Origin of the sequence: Aquamicrobium sp. NLF2-7, assembly GCF_022359935.1 — a bacterium.
In the GTDB taxonomy this organism is placed as follows: Bacteria; Pseudomonadota; Alphaproteobacteria; order Rhizobiales; family Rhizobiaceae; genus Mesorhizobium; species Mesorhizobium lusatiense.
This window is the reverse complement of record NZ_JAKSED010000001.1, coordinates 1,973,495-1,991,932: the sequence shown is the minus strand read 5'-3', so window position 1 is coordinate 1,991,932 and position 18,438 is coordinate 1,973,495. Positions and strand designations below refer to the sequence as shown.

The window sequence follows — 18,438 nt, the reverse complement described above, 5'->3', positions numbered from 1 at the left end:
TTTTGAAGAAATAAAGGCCAGAGGCGGCGGTCGTCAAAATATGGCGGCGTTTCAGTTGCCGAGCAGGGTTCTGGTCAGGGGATGATCGGGGTCGGCGAGGCCGTCGATGACGTTGAAGTGATGCCGGTCGGGTTCCGTCACAGCGGCGGTGCGCGCACCAAGCCCGGTCCAGATGTTCGCCAGCAGCGCGTTCTGGCGCAGGAATTCCGCCCGCTCCGCGCCGCCGACCCAGCAGGTGAGGCGGATGCCTTCGCGCGGCTGCAGCAGGGCCGGGCTCTCGGCCAGCGCCTCGGCCTCGTCGATGTGCAGGGTTGCGTTCATGCCGGTGCGCATCAGCGGTCGCAGGTCGTGTACGCCGGAGATCGACACGACATGGCGGATGCGGGCCTGTACGGCTTCCGGCAGCGGCGCACTGATGCTTGCCATGTGCGACACGAGGTGGCCGCCGGCGGAATGGCCGGTGAGCATCAGCGGGCCGTCGATCTCGCCGGCGGCGAAGGCGATGGCGGATGCAATCTCGCGGGTGATGCCGGCAATGCGGATATCCGGGCACAGCGTGTAGGAGGGCATGGCGACCGCATAGCCATGGGCGAGCGGCCCGGCCGCCAGATGCGACCAGTAACTCTTGTCGAGCCCCATCCAGTAGCCGCCATGCACGAACACGACCAGTCCGCGCGGGCTGGCTTCAGGCAGGAACAGGTCGAGCCGGTTGCGGCCGGCATTGCCATAAGCGAGGTCGATTTTTGCGCTTCCCTGCGCCGCCAGCTGTTCGCGGAAACTCTGTGCCGGCTCCACCCATGCCGCGGGCCAGCGGTCGCCGCCGGGTATATGCGCGCCATTGGTGTAGGCGTCGCTCCAGTCCTCGATATGGCGGCTCAGCATGGTCGGTTCTCCGGTCTTTCGGTATCGGTGCAGAAAGCCCTGCACCGGGCGGCGAAGTCAATTCCCGTCGCAATCATCGTAGCGAAGAAACTTTAGGCTTGAAATAATTTTCGGCCGGTGTCATTTTTTCTTCTGTCGACGATGCCGGCGTGCCCCTTCCGGGAAGCGCGGATGCCAGGCCGGAGGAGGAACCGGCCGGCAACGATCCGGCGCTCCATGCTGAGCGGGCCCCGGCAGTCGTCGCAGGGAGGACATCACGCGCATGCTTGGGCCTACGGCACATATCGACACCTTCACCCGTGACAATCTTCCCCCGCAGGAAGAGTGGCCGGATTTCCTGCTCGACGGGTTCGACTATCCCGAATTCATCAATGCGGGCCACGAACTCACCGACCGGCTGGTCGAGCAGGGTTTTGGCGATCATACGGCGCTGATCGGCAACGGGCGGCGGCGCACCTACAAGGAACTGTCGGACTGGACCAACCGCCTCGCCCATGCGCTGGTGGAGGACTACGGCGTGCAGCCCGGCAACCGGGTGCTGATCCGCTCCGCCAACAATCCGGCCATGGTGGCCTGCTGGCTGGCTGCAACCAAGGCGGGCGCGGTGGTGGTCAACACCATGCCGATGCTGAGGTCGGGCGAACTGGCGCAGATCGTCGACAAGGCGGAAATCTCGCTGGCGCTGTGCGACACGCGGCTGATGGACGAGATAGTGGCCTGCGCCAAGGACAGCCGTTTCCTGAAGAAGGTGATCGGCTTTGACGGCACGGCCAACCATGACGCGGAGCTGGACCGCATCGCGCTCGGCAAATCCGTGCGGTTCGAGGCGGTGAAGACCGGCCGCGACGACGTCGCTCTGCTCGGCTTCACCTCGGGCACCACGGGCGTGCCGAAGGCGACCATGCATTTCCACCGCGACCTGCTGATCATCGCCGACGGCTATGCGAAGGAGGTTCTGGGCGTGACGCCGGACGATGTGTTCGTCGGCTCGCCGCCATTGGCCTTCACCTTCGGGCTTGGCGGGCTGGCGGTGTTTCCGCTGCGCTTTGGGGCGACGGCCACCCTGCTTGAAAACGCCTCGCCGCCAAACATGATCGAGATCATCGAAAGCTACAAGGCGACCATTTCCTTCACCGCGCCCACCGCCTACCGGGCGATGATGAAGGCGATGGACGAGGGCGCCGACCTGTCGTCGCTGCGCGTCGCGGTGTCGGCCGGCGAGACGCTGCCAGGGCCCGTCTTCGAGGAATGGGTGCAAAAGACCGGCAAGCCCATTCTCGACGGCATCGGCGCGACCGAGATGCTGCACATCTTCATCACCAACCGCTTCGGCGACATGCGCGCCGCATCAACCGGCAGGCCCGTCGGCGGCTATGAGGCGAGGATCGTCGACGACGACATGAACGAAGTGCCGCGCGGCACGGTGGGCCGGCTCGCCGTGCGCGGCCCGACCGGCTGCCGCTACATGGCGGACGAGCGCCAGCGCGCCTATGTCCGCAATGGCTGGAACCTCACCGGCGACACTTTCGTGCAGGACGAGGACGGCTTCTTTCATTTCGCCGCCCGGTCCGACGACATGATCGTCTCGGCCGGTTACAACATTGCCGGGCCGGAAGTGGAAGCCGCACTGTTGGCCCATGACGATGTGGCCGAATGCGCGGTGATCGGCGCGCCCGACACGGACCGGGGACAGATCGTGGAAGCCTATGTGGTGCTGGCGCGCGGCATGGCGGGCGATGCGGAGATGGTCAGGCGCTTGCAGGATCACGTCAAGGCGACTATCGCTCCCTACAAATATCCGCGCTCGATCCGCTTTCTCGATGCCCTGCCCAAGACGCAGACGGGGAAGATTCAGCGCTTCAGGCTCAGAGTGGAGCGCCAATGAGCGACAAGCCCTACGATCCGTCTGCCGAGGGCGCGCAGATGTCCTTTCGGGGGCGTATGTCCTATGGCGACTATCTGCGGCTGGACAAGGTGCTCGACGCGCAGGAGCCGCTTTCTGCCGCGCATGACGAGATGCTGTTCATCATCCAGCATCAGACCTCCGAATTGTGGATGAAGCTGGCGCTGCACGAGCTGCGTTCGGCCATCGCCTGCGTGCGGCGCGGCGAGGTGCGGCCCTGCTTCAAGATGCTGACGCGCGTGGCGCGTATCTTCGAGCAGCTCAACAGCGCCTGGGACGTGCTGCGTACCATGACGCCCAGCGAATACACCGAGTTCCGCGATTCGCTCGGCCAGTCCTCCGGCTTCCAGTCGTGGCAGTATCGGGCGATCGAGTTCCTCGCTGGCAACCGCAACCTCGCCATGCTGGGGCCGCACAACCATCGCCCCGATGTGGTGGCGAAGCTTGAGGAAATTCTTAGCCAGCCCTCGCTCTATGACGAGGCGATCCTGCTGCTCGGGCGCAGCGGCTTCGACATCGGCACGGATGGCCGGCGCACGGACTGGCGCGAAACGCGCACCGAAAGCGAAGCCGTTCTGGAGGCGTGGCGGGCGGTCTATCACGAGCCGAACCGCTACTGGGAGCTTTACGAACTGGCCGAAAAGCTGGTCGATTTCGAGGATTATTTCCGCCGCTGGCGCTTCAACCACGTCACCACGGTGGAGCGGGTGATCGGTCTGAAGCGCGGCACGGGCGGCACCGGCGGCGTTTCCTACCTGAAACGGATGCTGGAGGTTGAACTGTTTCCGGAACTCTGGAAAGTTCGGACACGGCTGTAGAAAACGTCTGCGGACGGGGAACTCTGGGAGGAGAATGATATGAAGAGAATTCTGACGGCGAGCCTGCTCGCACTTTCAATGACGGCGGCCGGCGCAGCACTGGCTGATCCGGTCAAGATCGGCGTCATCACCACGCTTTCGGGCGGCGGCGCCGGACTTGGCGTCGACACGCGCGATGCCCTCGTTCTGGCGTTCAAGAAGTCCGGCAACACGGATGTCGAGCTGGTCATCGAGGACGATGCGCAGAAGCCGGAACTGGCCGTGCAGATCGCGGAAAAGATGATCCAGAGCGACAAGGTCGATCTGATGACCGGCATCATCTGGTCGAACCTCGCCATGGCGGTGGTGCCGAACACGGTGGCGCAGGACGTGATCTATCTCTCGCCCAACGCCGGCCCCTCGGCGCTCGCCGGCGCCAACTGTAACAAGAATTATTTCAACGTCGCCTATCAGAACGACAATTTCCACGAGGCGATGGGCCAGTACGCCAATCAGGACTACAAGAAGACCTTCATCCTCGCGCCCAACTATCCGGCCGGCAAGGATTCGCTGACCGGCTTCAAGCGCTACTACAAGGGCGAACTGGCCGGCGAGCTCTACACGCAGGTCGGCCAGACCGACTATGCGGCCGAGATCGCGCAGATCCGCGCTGCGGGCGCGGATTCGGTGTTCTTCTTCCTGCCCGGCGGCATGGGCATCGCCTTCATGAAGCAATATGCGCAGTCGGGCGTCGGCCTGCCGGTGCTCGGTCCGGGCTTCTCCTTCTCTCAGGACGTTCTGCCGGCCGTGGGGGATGCTGCACTCGGCGTGAAGAACTCGGCGAGCTGGTCGAAGGACCTCGACAACGAGGCCAACAAGGAATTCGTCGAAGCCTTCCAGGCCGAATATGGCCGGCTGCCGTCCATCTATGCGGCGCAGAGCTGGGATACGGCGAACCTCATCCTGTCGGCGCTCGCCAAGGCCGACGTCAAGGACAAGGACGCCTTCCGCGCGGCGCTGAAGGCAGCGGACTTCAAGTCGGTGCGCGGCGAGTTCACCTTCAACACCAACCAGCACCCGATCCAGAACATCTATGTGCGCGAGGTGGTGAAGGAAGGTGACGTGCTGACCAACAAGATCATCGCTACCGCCTTCGAGAAGCATGGCGACGCCTATGTCGAGCAGTGCAAGATGTAGTCTTCGCCTCCCTCGCGGGGTGAAGCACCTTCTTGTTTCTCTTGCCTGAACGGGTTTATCCCGCTGCCGGTTTCCCGCCTTCCTGTGAGACGGGAAACCGGCAGGGGATGTGAACCTCGAAGCAGGTGGATGTATCTGAAAATCCAGCCGGAAGCTTTCGCTTTTGTCCATCGCCCTCATCATCGAGCAACTGCTGAACGGATTGCAGCTCGGCGTCATGCTGTTCCTGATTGCGGCTGGCCTGACGCTGATCTTCGGCGTCATGGGGCTGATCAACCTCGCCCATGGCTCGCTCTACATGATCGGGGCCTTCGCCTGCGCGGCCGTCGCCGCGGCGACCGGCTCGTTCTGGCTGGGGCTGGCGGCGAGCCTTGCCGCCGCCGCCGCCGCCGGGGCGCTGATGGAAGTGGCCATCATCCGCCGGCTTTATGAGCGTGACCATCTCGATCAGGTTCTGGCGACCTTCGCGCTGATCCTCATCCTGTCGGAAGGCACGCGCTGGCTGTTCGGCTCCTTCCCGCTCTATCTCGACATTCCGCCGCTGTTGCAGGGCGCCGTGCCGCTGCCGGGCGGCGGCCAATACCAGCTCTACCGGCTGGCGATCATCGGCGTCGGCATCGTCGTGGCGGTGGGGCTCTACCTGCTGATTTCGCGCACAAGGCTCGGCATGCGCATCCGCGCCGGCGAAAGCGACCGCGAGATGATCGCCGCACTCGGCGTCGATATCCGCACGCTCTACACGGTGGTGTTCGCGCTGGGCGCGGCCCTTGCCGGCCTTGCCGGTGCGCTGGTCGGCGCGCTGCAGTCGGTGCAGGTGGGCATGGGCGAGCCGGCGCTGATCCTTGCCTTCGTGGTCATCGTCATCGGCGGCATCGGCTCCATCAAGGGCGCGCTGGTCGGGGCCATTCTGGTCGGCGTGGTCGATACGATGGGCCGTTTCCTGCTGCCCAAGCTGCTGGCGCTGACCATGCCCGCCTCGCAGGCCAATCTGGTGGGGGCGGCCCTTGCCTCGATGCTGATCTACATCGTCATGGCGCTGATCCTGGCATTGCGCCCCCGCGGCCTGTTTGCGGGGCAGGCATGATGGCCCTGTCGCGCGAAACGCTGGTCAGCGCGCTGCTGCTCGTGCTGCTGGTCGCCATTCCGGTGGCGGCAACGATGGCGGGCGAGCCGTTCTACGTCACGCTTGCCACCCGCATCGCCATTCTGGCGCTGGCGGCGGTGGGGCTGAACATCGCGCTCGGCCTCGGCGGGCTGGTGTCGTTCGGACACGCCGCCTTTTTCGGCCTTGGCGGCTATGTCGCCGGCATCTTCGCCTCCCATGCATTCAATGGCGAGCCGCTGCCGTTCGGCCTTGCGGCGACCACCTCGATGCCGGTGATCTGGCTGAGCGCCATGGCGCTGTGCGGACTTGTGGCGCTGCCGATCGGGGCGATCAGCCTGCGCACCTCCGGCGTCTATTTCATCATGATCACACTGGCCTTCGCCCAGATGATATATTATTTCGCCGTCTCCTGGCCGAGCTATGGCGGCGAGGACGGGCTGTCGATCTATGTTCGCAACAGCTTTCCCGGCATGAATACGGCGCAGCCGCTGCCTTATTTCCTGCTTTGCCTCGCTGTTCTGGCAGCGGGGCTCGTGTTGTTCCAGCTCATCAAGGGCTCGCGCTTCGGCACGGCGCTGGAAGCCTCGCGGCAGAACCCGACGCGGCTTGCCGCGGTCGGCATCGCACCGTTCGGCATCCGGCTGGTGGCCTTCGCCGTCTCGGCTATGGTGACGGGGCTGGCCGGTGCGCTGTTTGCCGATCTCAACCGCTTCGTCAGCCCCTCCATGCTGTCCTGGCACATGTCGGGCGAACTGATCGTGCTCATCATTCTTGGCGGCAAGGGCCGCCTGTTCGGGCCGCTGGCCGGGGCCATGGTCTATGTGCTGTTCGAATATGCACTGGGCGGCATTACCGAACGCTGGCAGTTCTTCCTCGGTCTGATCCTGCTTGGCGTGGTGCTGTTCGCGCGCGGGGGACTTCTCGGGCTTCTGGCCGGAAAGGCGCGCCATGGCTGAGCCGGTCCTCCAGCTTTCCAATCTGCGGAAGAACTTCGGCGGGCTGAAGGCCACCGACGGCGTGAGCCTCGACCTGCGGCAAGGTGAAATCCATGCGCTGATCGGTCCGAACGGGGCCGGCAAGAGCACGCTGATCCATCAGATCTGCGGCTCGATCCGGCCCGACAGCGGCATCATCCGTTTCCTCGGCGAGGATATGGCCGGGCTCGACATGGCGGCGCGCGTGCGCAAGGGGCTAGGGCGCAGCTTCCAGATCTCCTCGCTGGCGCCGGAATTTTCCGCTCTGCGCAACGTCATGCTCGCCGTGCAGGCAAGGCAGGGTTCCAGCTTCCGCTTCCTGCGTCCGGTGGCGCGCGATGGCAGCCTGACCGGGCCCGCCATGGCCATGCTGGAGCGTGTCGGCCTTGAGGCGCGCGCAAAAGTGCCGGCGGCGGAACTGTCGCATGGCGAGCGCCGCCAGCTCGAGATCGCCATTGCACTGGCGCTGGGGCCGAAAGCCTTCCTGTTCGATGAACCGATGGCGGGGCTTGGGCCGGAAGGCTCGAAGCGGCTGACCGGATTTCTCGACGGCCTGCGCCATGAAGCGCCGATCCTGCTGGTCGAGCACGACATGGATGCCGTCTTCGCGCTGGCCGACCGCATTTCGGTGCTGGTCTATGGCCGCATCATCGCCACCGGCACCGTCGCCGAAATCCGCTCCGACCCTGAAGTGCGCCGGGCCTATCTCGGAGACGCGGCATGAGCCTGCTCGTCCTCAATGGCGTTGAAAGCTTCTATGGCGCCTCGCAGGCGCTGTTCGGCGCCAGCCTCACAATCGAGGATGGCGAGGTGGTGGCGCTGATGGGCCGCAACGGCATGGGCAAGACCACGACCATCAATTCCATCCTCGGCCTTGTGCGGCCGCGCGCGGGCTCAATCCGCTTCGCCGGCAGCGAACTGGCGGGCCTGCGTCCGCATCGCATCGCGCGGCTGGGGCTCGGCCTCGTGCCGGAAGGACGGCGCTGCTTCCCGAACCTCACCGTGGAAGAAAACCTGCTGGTGGCGGCGCGCGGCAATGAATGGACGCTGGAGCGGGTGACGGAGCTGTTCCCGCGCCTCGGCGAACGGCGCGGCCAGTATGCCAACACGCTGTCCGGTGGCGAGCAGCAGATGCTGGCCATCGGCCGGGCGCTGATGACCAATCCGCGCCTGCTGATCCTCGATGAGGCGACGGAGGGGCTCGCCCCGGTGATCAGGCAGGACATCTGGGCTGCGATCCGCAAGCTGAAGGCGGCCGGCCAGTCGATCCTCGTGGTCGACAAGACGCTGTCGGAACTTCTGCCGGTTGCCGACCGCTGCTTCGTGCTGGAAAAAGGCGTCACCGTCTTTGCCGGCACGCCACAGGCGCTGACGCCCGACTTGCAGGACCGCTATCTGGGCGTTTGAGCCCTGAGCCTCGTTCTCATCCGGGAAAGCCTTCGCCATGCGATGGCTTCCCGGGTCACGGGCCGGATGACGGAAAAGGTCAGGTCACCGCGGCGCGCACGGCGAAGCGTGGCTCCTTCCACACGCCGCTCGCCAGAATGTCTTCCAGAACGGCGACCGCATCCCAGACATCGCGATAGCTGGTGTAGAGCGGCGTGAAGCCGAAGCGGAGTGTGGACGGGGCGCGGAAATCGCCGATCACGCCATGCTCGATCAGCGCCTGCATCACTTCATAGGCATGGTCATGCGCGAAGGACACCTGACTTCCCCGACTGGTGCGGGCGCAGGTGGTTTCCAGCGAAACGCCATATTGGCCGCAGCGGGACTCGACCAGTTCGATGAACAGGTCGGTGAGCGCCAGGCTCTTCTCCCGCAGCGCCTGCATGTCGACCTCGTCCCAGATGTCGAGCGCGCCCTTCAGCGCCCGAATCGACAGGATTGGCTGGGTGCCACACTGGAAGCGGCGTATGCCTTCAGCCGCCGCAAATCCGGTTTCCATGGCAAAGGGGCGGGCATGGCCCCACCAGCCCGAAAGCGGCTGCACGATGTTGTCGTGATGCCGGCGGGCCGCATAGATGAAGGCCGGGGCGCCGGGGCCGCCATTGAGATATTTGTAGGTGCAGCCAACGGCGAAGTCGGCGCCGGCGGCGTCGAGTTCCACCGGCAGGGCGCCGGCGCTGTGGCACAGGTCCCAGACGGCGAGCGCACCGGCATCGTGGATGCGCTTCGTCAGCGCCGCCATGTCGCGCAGGGTGCCGCTCTTGAAGTTGACGTGGTTGACGAGCACCACGGCCACGGTCTCGTCGATGAGATCCTCGATCGCCGGCGCATCGATGCCTTCCAGTTTCAGCGATGTGCCCGAACGGGTCGAGACGACGCCTTCGGCGACATAGAGATCGGTCGGGAAGGAGCCGCTTTCGGCGACGATGGTGTTGCGCCCGGGTCGCAGCGCCAGCGCCGCGTGCAGAGCCTTGAAGATGTTGACCGAGGTGGTGTCGCCGACAACGATCTGGCCTTCAGCTGCACCCACCAGCCGGCCGAGGCGGTCGCCGAGCTTCACCGGCATGTCGAACCAGCCGGCCGTGTTCCATGAGCGGATCAGGTCCTGGCTCCATTCCTGCCGGGCAGCCGTTTCGAGCTCGGCAAGTGCGGCATGCGAGGCAGCTCCCAGCGAATTGCCGTCCAGATAGATCACGCCTTCGGGCAGCACGAAGCGTTCGCGGAATGCGCGAAGCGGATCGGCCGCATCAAGTGCCTCGATAGCGGAAAGATCGGGAAGAGCGGACATGCAAACCTCCTGGAGCTTTTTGTGCTTTTCTCCGCATCGGAGAAAAGCTCCAGCTCCTTGTTCTGGCGCAATTCCGAACGCAAAAACGCTTCGCTTTTTGCTGGAACTGCTAAGGCGGGCCACGCCGTGGGAGCAGAGGCAGTGCCCGGTTACTTGCGGGTTACGGGCTGCCGGCGAAGCGCTGAGGCTTCGCCGGAGCTTTTTTAAAGGAGCAGGGCTCCTATTCGCGAAACGTTTCCTTTGCAGCGGCGGGGCCGCGTCCGCGCTTGATGCTGGGCAGCGCCAGCATGATGAGCACGAAGAGGCCGGTGGCCAGCTTCAGGTCGGGCGGTGGCATGCCGGCGGCAAGGCACAGCGAGACAAGCTGGTAGTAGACGATGGCGCCGACAAAGGGGGCCAGAAGCTGGCGCAGCACGGTCTGCTTGCCGGTGATCGCCTCGCCGATCATCAGCGCGGCCAGACCGTTGATCAGCACGCCAATGCCCATGTTGACGTCGGCAAAGCCCTGGCTCTGCACCATCAGCGCGCCGCCGGTGGCGGAGAAGGCGCCGGCCAGCCCGATGCCGCCGATGGTGGCGGCCCAGACATTGATGCCCTGCGCTTCGGCCATATCCGGATTGGAGCCGACCGCGCGCATGGCGGTGCCCTTCTCGGTCTTGAAGTAGAAGTAGAGCAGGCAAAACACGGCCAGAACCACGATGCCGGCGACCACGATCTTGGAGGCCGGGAACCCGCCCTGAAGGCCCGGCACCCAGTCGAAGACGGTGGTGTTGCCGAACACGGACAGGTTGGAGCGACCCATGATGCGCAGATTGACGCTGTAGAGCATCGTCATGACCAGAATGCCGGCCAGAAGCGTGTGGATGCGGAAGCGCAGATGGATGAAGGCCGTGCAGCAGCCGGCCACGAAGCCGGCGAGCAGAGCGCCGGCAATGGCGGCGACCGGCGAAGCGCCGGCGATCATCAGCACGCCGCAGACGCTGCCGCCCAGCGGGAAGGCGCCTTCGCTGGTCAGGTCCGGAAAGCTCAGCATGCGGAACGGGATCATGATGCCGAGCACGACAAAGCTCAGGATCAGGCTCTGCGCCAGCGTGACGGGAATGAGCGAGACGAAGCTCGACAGGGTGGTTTCGATGAAGCCCATGATGTCAGCTCGCCAGCAGCATGCGGTCGGTCTTGACGGAGAAGTGGCCGATCAGGTCCACCACCGTGACGTTCTTTTTTTCCTCGCCGGCGATTTCCAGCTTCACCTTGCCGGCATCCAGCATGATGACACGGTCGCCGAAGTCGACGGCATGCTGCATGTTGTGGGTCACCATCAGCGTGGTCAGTTTCAGCGAGGAAACGGTGCGGATGGTGGCCTGCATGACGATGTCGGCGGTGCGCGGGTCGAGCGCTGCGGTGTGCTCGTCGAGCAGCAGCACGTCCGGCCGGTCGCTCACCGCCATGATCAGCGACAGCGACTGGCGCTGGCCGCCGGAAAGCAGCTCGACCTTGGTGTCGAGGCGGTTTTCAAGGCCGAGACCAAGCACCGAAAGGCGCTCGCGATACTCAGCCAGACGGCCGGCATTCAGGCCGGGCCGAAACGTGCGGCTCTTGGCGCGCAGTTCGGCCAGCAGCATGTTCTCGGCCACCGTCATCGAGGCGGCGGTGCCGCGCATCGGGTCCTGAAACACGCGCGCCAGCCGTGCGGCGCGCTTGTGGACCGGCATCGAGGTGACGTCGGCGCCGTTGATGAGGATCTTGCCGGAATCGAGCACCAGCGAGCCCGAGATGGCGTTGAGCATGGAGCTCTTGCCGGCGCCGTTGGAGCCGATGACGACGCCGAATTCGCCGGTGGCGAGCGTCAGATTGAGATTGTCGAGCGCGACCTTCTCGTCGGGCTGACCCCGATAGAAGACCTTGCGCGCGGACCGGACTTCCAGCATCCGCACCTCCTGCGCGTTTCTGAAAAACCTAAGAAAAAGGCGGCGCTTTCAGAGCGCCGCCATTTTCGGCGATGGAGATATTCGTCAGTCGACGAAGCATCCGCAATCATCGAGAGCGGCCGGGATTTCGAGGCCGAACTCCTTGGCGGACTTCTTCGAGATCACCATGACGTGGTCCTCGTAAGCAGGCTTGGACGGGGCGATGGACTTGGGGTCTTCGCCCTTTAGAATGCGCACGGCGATCTTGCCGGCGTTCTCGCCGACCTTGTCGTAGTTGACGGCGAAGCTTGCCGGAACCACACCTTCGCGGACAGCGCCGTCGTCGGAATTGACGATCGGGATGCCGGCCTGGCGGGCGGCGGCGGCCACGGCCGCAACGGCCGGCTGCAGCAGGTTCGAGGTCGGCACGTAGATCACATCGGCCTTGCCGGCGAAGGAGGCAACGCGCTGCTGGATGTCGTTGACGTTGTCGACGCCGACGGCAACGATCTCCAGACCGGCATCCTTGGCCAGTTCGCGGGCGCTGTCGACCAGCGCCACGTCATTGGCCTCGCCGGGATTGTAGGGAATGCCGAAGCGCGTGGCATTGGGCATCAGCTCCTTGGTGAACTTCATCACGGCGGCCAGATCCTGAAGGTCGGAAGAGCCGGTGATGCCCTCGCCGCCTTCATCCCAGGACGGCACCAGCTTGGCGGCGACCGGATCGGTGACAGCGGTGAAGACGATCGGAATACCGGAGCCCGCGAGCGCCTTCTGGGCGATCTGCGAAACCGGGGTGGTGACGGTGTAGATCAGCTTCGGCTGCTCGGCCTGCAGCTTGGCGATCATCTGCGGCACCAGCGAAGCGTCGAAATTGGTGTGGCTTTCGGTGTAGACGACATCCTTGCCGTCTTCGTAGCCGGCGTCGGAAATGGCGCGCTTGAAGCCTGCAATGGCAATGTTGAGCTGCGAATGCTCACCGAAATTGGCGATGCCGATGCGGACAGGGTCCGCCGCCGCCGTCATGGCGCTTGCCAGCATGGCGCCGGCGACAACAATTCCGGACAGCCAGCCGGATTTCGACATGTTCATTGTAACCTCCCGAGACATCGACCATCGGCGTTTTCATTTTCGCCTTGGGGCGTGATCATACCGGCTTCGGAAGTCTTGTCAAACGTATATATATAGATCGGAGAAATGCAGCGGATGATATATAATTTGGCTCCGGAGCCATTTCATATATAATTCGCGCGGAGCCGGGGAGGAGACGCGATCATGGCCGGAGACGGCCGGATGCAAGCGGATGGCACGATGCAGGAAGAAACCCGACAGAGCAAGACGGAAGCAGCCTACAGCCTGCTGCGGCGCGATATTCTGGCCACACGGCTGAAACCGGGTGCGGCGCTGAAACTGGGCGCCTTGCGCGATGCCTATGGCGTCGGCTGGACGCCGCTGCGCGAGGCGCTGTCGCGGCTGGAGGCCGAGAAGCTAGTCACCGCCATCTCCAATCGCGGTTTCGCCGTGGCGCCGGTGTCGAAGGGCGAGCTGGAGGATCTGGCGCGCGCGCGCATGGTGGTGGAGTTGCCGCTGCTGCTGGAATCGATCGCCAATGGCGATGAGGCGTGGGAGGCGGCCGTCGTCACCAGCCATTTCCGTCTGTCGCGCTGCAAGATCGCGCCCGACGATCCGTCCGAGGCGGCGGTCGACGAATGGGATGAAAAGCACAGTGCTTTCCATGATGCGCTGCTGAGCGCTGCGCGCTCGAGCTGGCTGCTGCGCTTCCACGCCACGATCTCCGATCAGTTGCGCCGGCACCACCGCTTTCTTGGTCTGGCACCCACCCTGCGCGCCGCTGAGGGGCGGCAGGAAGGGTATGAGGCCGCGGTGACGGCGTTGCGCGAGGCGATGGGGATCGAGCATCACACGGCGCTGATGGAGGCGGCGCTCGACCGCGACATGGAGCGCGCGCGCCGGCTGATGGAAGAGCATATCGGCTACACGCTGCATGCCTACATTCAGGCCGGGGAAGAAGCGGGGCGCCGCAAAAGGTCAGACAAGGCAGGGGGCAGAAAGGCCGCTGTTGAATGAACGCCCCGCAAAGACCGGTGCTCGCAGCGATGCAGGCTGCGCAGGCACGCCTTGGCGCTTACATGCAGCCGACTCCGCTGGTACCGCTCGATCTCGGGCTTCCGGACCGGCGTATTTTCCTGAAGCTGGAAACGCTCTCGTCCATCGGCGCCTTCAAGCTGCGGCCGGCGCTCAATGCGCTGCTGTCGCGCCAGCGTGCCGAACTGTCGAACGGCGTTGCCACGGTCAGTTCCGGCAACATGGCCTATGGCATGGCGTGGGCGGCGCATGCGCTCGGCGTGAAGATGGCCGCTTACATGTACGAAGGCGCGCCGCAGACCAAGATCGACGGCGTGCGGGGCCTCGGCGGCGAGGTGCGTTTCATCGGCATGGACGACTGGTGGCGCTACATCACCGATGCCGACCGCCCGCAGCTTGACGAGTTGCTGATCAATCCGGTCACCGATCAGGCCGTGCTGGACGGCAACTGCACCATCGGGCTCGAAATCGTCGAGGCGCTGCCTGAGGTCGACGTGGTCCTCACGCCCTATGGCGGCGGCTCGATGACCACGGGTGTCGCCAGCTCTGTGCGGGCGCTGAAGCCGGACACAAAAATTCTGGCCGTCGAGGACGAGAATGCCGCGCCGGTCACGGCGGCACTGGCGGCCAGCCGCATCGTGGACATTGAAACGAAGCCGTCCTTCATCAAAAGCATCGGTGGACCTTCGCTGGTGCCGCAGCTGTGGCCGGTGGTGCGCGAGCTGATCGACGGCGCCGAGACCGTCAGCCTTGAACAGGTGACGGATGCCATGCGGCTTCTGTTCGCGCGGGCAAAGGTGGTGGCGGAAGGTGCAGGTGCTGCTTCGCTGGCCGCTGCCCTTTCCAGTCCGCGCGCGCAAGGCAATGTGGTGTGCGTGATCTCGGGCGGCAACATCGATGCGGACGCCTATGCGACGGTGCTTGCAGGGGGCATTCCCCGGCCCTGACGCCCGCCCGGTGCAAGCTGCGGCTTGTCCAGACCGGCTAAACGGCTCTACAAGAGCCGGATTGCTGGAGGACGACCGGGCCGGAGATGAACGAGATCAGGGACGACGAGCGTCAGGCCGAATGGCTGGACGGGGAGACCAAGGTGCTGGAGGCGCCGGGCGACCATGGCGCGGAAATTCGCCTGTGGCTCAGGCTCCTGACCTGCGCGACGCTGGCCGAGACCGAGATCCGGCGGCGGTTGCGCGAGGAATTCGACTTCACCCTGCCGCGCTTCGACCTGATGGCGCAGCTCGAACGCGCCGAAAACGGCATGGTGCTGGGCGAGGTTTCGCGGCGCATGATGGTTTCGGCCGGCAATCTCACCGCGCTTGTCGAGCGGCTGGTGGAGATGGGCTATGTCAGCCGCACCGTTTCGCCGAAGGATCGTCGCGTGCAGATCATCGCCCTGACCGATGAGGGACGTGCCGCATTCCGCACCATGGCGGACCGCCATGGCGAATGGATCGGCGAATTGTTCGGCCACCTGTCGCGCAATGACGAAGCCCTGCTGATGGATGCGCTGGGGCGGCTCAAGGGCTCGATCCGTCAGGCACTGTCGGGCACGTAACCCCCTTTTCGCTGGCTGGTGCACGGTTCCCGCCAGTTCGCCCGGCGGGAGCATTGCGATTTTTGCTCCGCCTGAAGAAACTTTAAGCTTGAAGTTTTTTTCGGAATGCTCTTTCTTGGGAGCGGCAAAGGTGGTGTTCAGGCTCCGCCATGCCGATGACGGGAGGAACAATCATGCGCATTGTCTGCATCGGAGGCGGGCCGGCCGGTCTCTATTTCGCCCTGCTGATGAAAAAGCAGAACCCGGCGCATCAGGTGACCGTGGTCGAGCGCAACCGGGCCTTCGATACGTTCGGCTGGGGCGTGGTATTTTCGGACGCCACCATGCAGTCGATGCGCGAATGGGATCCGCAGACAGCCGCCACTATCGAGGACGCCTTCAACCACTGGGACGACATCGAGCTGGTGTTCAAGGGTCGCAAGATCCGCACCACTGGTCACGGTTTCGTGGGCATCGGCCGCAAGAAGATGCTCAACATCTTGCAGGAGCGCTGCCTCGAACTCGGCGTCGAGCTGGTGTTCGAGCAGGATGTGCAGAGCGACGAGGAATTCGCCGATGCGGATCTGATCATCGCTTCGGACGGCGTCAATTCGCGCATTCGCGCCCGCTATGAAGACGTGTTCCGACCCGACATGCTGATGCGGCCCAACCGCTATATCTGGCTCGGCACCGACAAGGCCTTCGATGCCTTCACCTTCGATTTCCAGCGCACCGAGCATGGCTGGTTCCAGGCGCATATCTACAAATTCGACGACAGCACCTCGACCTTCATCGTCGAGACCACCGAGGACGTGTTCAACGCCCACGGCATCGGCGAGATGGATCAGGACCAGTCGATCGCTTTCTGCGAAAAGCTGTTCGCGGATACGCTGGACGGCTCGCGCCTGATGAGCAATGCGCGCCATCTGCGCGGCTCCGCATGGCTGAATTTTGGGCGGCTGATCTGCGAGAAGTGGAGCCATTTCAACGGCAAAAGCCATGTCGTGCTGATGGGCGACAGCGCCCACACCGCCCATTTCGCCATCGGCTCGGGCACCAAGCTCGCCATCGACGACGCCATCGAGCTGACCCGCCAGTTCAACGCCTTCGGCCACGATGCGAAAAATATCCCGGCCGTGCTGGACGCCTATGAGGAGGTGCGCCGCGTTGATGTCGCGCGCATCCAGAACGCGGCCCGCAACGCCATGGAATGGTTCGAGGTCGTGGGGCATCGCTATGCCGACCGGCTTGAACCCGAACAGTTCATGTATTCCATGCTGACCCGCTCGCAGCGCATCAGCCACGAAAACCTGCGCCTGCGCGATCCTGAATGGCTGGAAGGCTACGAGCGCTGGTTCGCCAGGCGCGCAGGCGTGGAGCCGGCAGCCGACGGCAGCGTGCCGCCGCCCATGTTCACGCCCTACACGGTGCGCGGCCTGACCCTGCGCAACCGCATCATCGTATCGCCCATGGCCATGTATTCCGCCACGGACGGGCTGGCCGACGACTTTCACATGGTGCATCTCGGCGCACGCGCCATGGGCGGTGCTGCCCTCATCTTTCCCGAGATGACCTGCACCTCGCCGGATGCCCGCATCACGCCGGGCTGTCTTGGCCTGTGGAACGACGGACAGGCTGCGGCGCTGAAGCGCATCGTCGATTTCGTGCATGGCCAGACGCCGGCGAAAATCGGCATCCAGCTTGGCCATGCCGGCCGCAAGGGTTCCACAAAGCGCGGCTGGGAAGGCATGGACCAGCCGCTTGATGAGGGGAACTGGCCGCTTCTTTCGGCCTCCGCCATTGCCTATCTGCCGCAGTCGCAGGTGCCGCGCGCCATGACGCGGGAAGACATGGACCGCGTCGTCGCCGATTTCGTCGCGGCCACGAAACGTGCAGCAGCGGCCGGCTTCGACATTCTCGAACTCCATGCCGCGCATGGCTATCTGCTGTCGTCCTTCCTGTCGCCGCTGACCAACCGGCGCGACGACGAGTATGGCGGCAGCCATGAGAACCGGGCCCGCTTCCCGTTGGAGGTGTTTCGCGCCGTGCGCGCGGCATGGCCGCAGGATCGCCCGATCTCGGTGCGCCTCTCGACCACCGACTGGCATGAGGGTGGCAACACGCCGGAGGATGCGGCCATCTTTGCCAGGATGTTCAGGGAGGCCGGGGCCGATCTCATCGACTGCTCGACCGGGCAGGTGGTGACCGACGACAGGCCCGTCTATGGGCGATTGTGGCAGACGCCGATGTCGGACAAGATCCGCAACGAGGTGGGCGTGGCGACCATTGCGGTCGGCGCGATTTCCGAGGCTGATCATGCCAATTCCGTCATTGCCGCCGGCCGTGCCGACCTGTGCGCGGTCGCCCGCCCGCATCTGGCCGATCCGTCCTTCGTTCTGCATGAGGCGGCGAAGATCGGTTTTTCCGGCGTGGAATGGCCGAAGCAATATCTGTCGGCGCGTTCGCAGTATGAAAACAATCTGGCCCGTGCGGCCGCAGAAGCGGCGGGCCGGAAATGAGCGCGCAACACGCCTTCGTCACCGGGGCGGGCACCGGCATCGGCCGGGCCATCGCGCTGGCGCTGGGGGACAAGGGCTTTGCCGTCTCACTGGCGGGGCGGCGGCCCGGACCGCTTCAGGCGGTTGCCGCCGAAATCGTGGCTTTGGGCGGCAAGGCGCTGGTGGTCGACGGTTTCGACGTGACCGACGAGCAGGTCGTGGCCACAGCTGCCGTGCAGGCAATTTCGGCGTTGGGCGAGGTCTCGGTGCTGGTCAATTGTGCCGGCGAAGCGCCGTCCGCGCCCTTCGAAAAAACCGATCTGGCGCTGTGGAACCACGTTGTCGCGATCAATCTCACCGGCACCTATCTGGTCACGCGGGTGCTGCTGCCGTCGCTGCGCAAGGCTGGTGCGGCGCGCATTATCAACATCGCCAGCACCGCCGGCATGACCGGCTACGCCTATGTTTCCGCCTATTGCGCGGCCAAGCATGGCGTGGTCGGGCTGACGCGATCGCTGGCGCTGGAACTGGCGCGCACCGGCATAACCGTCAATGCCGTCTGCCCCGGCTTCACCGACACGCCGCTGCTCGATGCGGCGGTGGACAACATCACCGGCAAGACCGGGCGCAGCGCCGATGAGGCGCGCGCGGCACTGGCGCGGGCAAACCCGCAGGGCAGGCTGGTCACGCCGCAGGAGGTTGCCGATGCCGTGCTGTGGCTGTCCGGAGAGGGGGCCGGTGCCATCACCGGGCAGGCGATCGCGGTTGCCGGCGGTGAAGTGATGAACTGAAACCGGGAGG

General features: G+C 64.7%; 17 protein-coding genes. 12 read left to right on the top strand and 5 right to left on the bottom strand.

The features are described from left to right. Window positions 1-51: 51 nt before the first annotated feature. Entirely contained in the window at window positions 52-882 is an 831-nt protein-coding gene (locus tag MIC97_RS09885; RefSeq protein WP_239799874.1) for an alpha/beta hydrolase, read from the bottom strand. A gap of 262 nt (window positions 883-1,144) precedes the next feature. Between MIC97_RS09885 and MIC97_RS09880 the strand changes: the two genes are divergently transcribed. The 7 genes from MIC97_RS09880 to MIC97_RS09850 all read left to right on the top strand — a co-directional run bounded on the left by MIC97_RS09880 (window position 1,145) and on the right by MIC97_RS09850 (window position 8,265). Next, a complete protein-coding gene (locus tag MIC97_RS09880; RefSeq protein WP_239799873.1) occupies window positions 1,145-2,767 on the top strand; it encodes an AMP-binding protein in 1,623 nt (540 codons plus the stop codon). Beyond that, a complete protein-coding gene (gene kynA, locus MIC97_RS09875) occupies window positions 2,764-3,603 on the top strand; it encodes a tryptophan 2,3-dioxygenase (RefSeq protein ID WP_239799872.1) in 840 nt (279 codons plus the stop codon). The genes MIC97_RS09880 and kynA overlap by 4 nt, the downstream gene beginning before the upstream one ends. 39 nt (window positions 3,604-3,642) lie before the next feature. After that, window positions 3,643-4,779 (top strand): ABC transporter substrate-binding protein, encoded by a 1,137-nt coding sequence (locus MIC97_RS09870; RefSeq protein WP_239799871.1) that lies wholly within the window; start codon window positions 3,643-3,645, stop codon window positions 4,777-4,779. Between the two features lie 163 nt (window positions 4,780-4,942). Continuing rightward, window positions 4,943-5,863, top strand: a complete 921-nt coding sequence (locus tag MIC97_RS09865) for a branched-chain amino acid ABC transporter permease (RefSeq protein ID WP_239799870.1) — start codon at window positions 4,943-4,945, stop codon at window positions 5,861-5,863. A 5-nt stretch (window positions 5,864-5,868) separates the two neighbouring features. Next, entirely contained in the window at window positions 5,869-6,840 is a 972-nt protein-coding gene (locus MIC97_RS09860) for a branched-chain amino acid ABC transporter permease (protein WP_239801089.1), read from the top strand. Next, window positions 6,833-7,582: an ABC transporter ATP-binding protein gene (locus MIC97_RS09855; protein ID WP_239799869.1), complete on the top strand. Its 750-nt coding sequence runs from the start codon at window positions 6,833-6,835 to the stop codon at window positions 7,580-7,582. Before MIC97_RS09860 ends, MIC97_RS09855 begins: the two co-directional genes overlap by 8 nt. Further along, window positions 7,579-8,265: an ABC transporter ATP-binding protein gene (locus tag MIC97_RS09850; protein WP_239799868.1), complete on the top strand. Its 687-nt coding sequence runs from the start codon at window positions 7,579-7,581 to the stop codon at window positions 8,263-8,265. The genes MIC97_RS09855 and MIC97_RS09850 overlap by 4 nt, the downstream gene beginning before the upstream one ends. A 79-nt stretch (window positions 8,266-8,344) precedes the next feature. On the opposite strand, the gene kynU is transcribed toward MIC97_RS09850, so the two are convergent. The 4 genes from kynU to MIC97_RS09830 all read right to left on the bottom strand — a co-directional run bounded on the left by kynU (window position 8,345) and on the right by MIC97_RS09830 (window position 12,591). Next, a complete protein-coding gene (gene kynU, locus MIC97_RS09845) occupies window positions 8,345-9,592 on the bottom strand; it encodes a kynureninase (protein ID WP_239799867.1) in 1,248 nt (415 codons plus the stop codon). 220 nt (window positions 9,593-9,812) lie between these two features. Beyond that, window positions 9,813-10,736, bottom strand: coding sequence for an ABC transporter permease (locus MIC97_RS09840; RefSeq protein ID WP_239799866.1), 924 nt, complete (start codon window positions 10,734-10,736; stop codon window positions 9,813-9,815). A gap of 4 nt (window positions 10,737-10,740) precedes the next feature. Then, on the bottom strand, window positions 10,741-11,520 hold the full coding sequence (locus MIC97_RS09835; RefSeq protein ID WP_183825142.1) for an ABC transporter ATP-binding protein: 780 nt from the start codon (window positions 11,518-11,520) through the stop codon (window positions 10,741-10,743). An 84-nt stretch (window positions 11,521-11,604) separates the two neighbouring features. Continuing rightward, on the bottom strand, window positions 11,605-12,591 hold the full coding sequence (locus tag MIC97_RS09830) for an ABC transporter substrate-binding protein (protein ID WP_239799865.1): 987 nt from the start codon (window positions 12,589-12,591) through the stop codon (window positions 11,605-11,607). A 219-nt stretch (window positions 12,592-12,810) separates the two neighbouring features. Between MIC97_RS09830 and MIC97_RS09825 the strand changes: the two genes are divergently transcribed. From MIC97_RS09825 to MIC97_RS09805, 5 genes are all read left to right on the top strand, one after another. Continuing rightward, entirely contained in the window at window positions 12,811-13,587 is a 777-nt protein-coding gene (locus tag MIC97_RS09825; protein WP_239801088.1) for a GntR family transcriptional regulator, read from the top strand. After that, entirely contained in the window at window positions 13,584-14,552 is a 969-nt protein-coding gene (locus MIC97_RS09820; RefSeq protein WP_239799864.1) for a pyridoxal-phosphate dependent enzyme, read from the top strand. Before MIC97_RS09825 ends, MIC97_RS09820 begins: the two co-directional genes overlap by 4 nt. Before the next feature lie 86 nt (window positions 14,553-14,638). Next, window positions 14,639-15,160: a MarR family transcriptional regulator gene (locus tag MIC97_RS09815; protein WP_239799863.1), complete on the top strand. Its 522-nt coding sequence runs from the start codon at window positions 14,639-14,641 to the stop codon at window positions 15,158-15,160. Window positions 15,161-15,333: 173 nt separating this feature from the next. Next, a complete protein-coding gene (locus MIC97_RS09810) occupies window positions 15,334-17,658 on the top strand; it encodes a bifunctional salicylyl-CoA 5-hydroxylase/oxidoreductase (protein WP_239799862.1) in 2,325 nt (774 codons plus the stop codon). Continuing rightward, window positions 17,655-18,428: an SDR family NAD(P)-dependent oxidoreductase gene (locus MIC97_RS09805; protein ID WP_239799861.1), complete on the top strand. Its 774-nt coding sequence runs from the start codon at window positions 17,655-17,657 to the stop codon at window positions 18,426-18,428. The genes MIC97_RS09810 and MIC97_RS09805 overlap by 4 nt, the downstream gene beginning before the upstream one ends. Window positions 18,429-18,438: the final 10 nt, after the last annotated feature.

Coding starts and splice junctions, on each gene's coding strand:
- MIC97_RS09885 (WP_239799874.1), bottom strand. CDS start 882: ATGCTGAGCCGCCATATCGAGGACTGGAGCGACGCCTACACCAATGGC.
- MIC97_RS09880 (WP_239799873.1), top strand. CDS start 1,145: ATGCTTGGGCCTACGGCACATATCGACACCTTCACCCGTGACAATCTT.
- kynA (WP_239799872.1), top strand. CDS start 2,764: ATGAGCGACAAGCCCTACGATCCGTCTGCCGAGGGCGCGCAGATGTCC.
- MIC97_RS09870 (WP_239799871.1), top strand. CDS start 3,643: ATGAAGAGAATTCTGACGGCGAGCCTGCTCGCACTTTCAATGACGGCG.
- MIC97_RS09855 (WP_239799869.1), top strand. CDS start 6,833: ATGGCTGAGCCGGTCCTCCAGCTTTCCAATCTGCGGAAGAACTTCGGC.
- MIC97_RS09850 (WP_239799868.1), top strand. CDS start 7,579: ATGAGCCTGCTCGTCCTCAATGGCGTTGAAAGCTTCTATGGCGCCTCG.
- kynU (WP_239799867.1), bottom strand. CDS start 9,592: ATGTCCGCTCTTCCCGATCTTTCCGCTATCGAGGCACTTGATGCGGCC.
- MIC97_RS09840 (WP_239799866.1), bottom strand. CDS start 10,736: ATGGGCTTCATCGAAACCACCCTGTCGAGCTTCGTCTCGCTCATTCCC.
- MIC97_RS09835 (WP_183825142.1), bottom strand. CDS start 11,520: ATGCTGGAAGTCCGGTCCGCGCGCAAGGTCTTCTATCGGGGTCAGCCC.
- MIC97_RS09830 (WP_239799865.1), bottom strand. CDS start 12,591: ATGAACATGTCGAAATCCGGCTGGCTGTCCGGAATTGTTGTCGCCGGC.
- MIC97_RS09825 (WP_239801088.1), top strand. CDS start 12,811: ATGCAGGAAGAAACCCGACAGAGCAAGACGGAAGCAGCCTACAGCCTG.
- MIC97_RS09820 (WP_239799864.1), top strand. CDS start 13,584: ATGAACGCCCCGCAAAGACCGGTGCTCGCAGCGATGCAGGCTGCGCAG.
- MIC97_RS09815 (WP_239799863.1), top strand. CDS start 14,639: ATGAACGAGATCAGGGACGACGAGCGTCAGGCCGAATGGCTGGACGGG.
- MIC97_RS09810 (WP_239799862.1), top strand. CDS start 15,334: ATGCGCATTGTCTGCATCGGAGGCGGGCCGGCCGGTCTCTATTTCGCC.
- MIC97_RS09805 (WP_239799861.1), top strand. CDS start 17,655: ATGAGCGCGCAACACGCCTTCGTCACCGGGGCGGGCACCGGCATCGGC.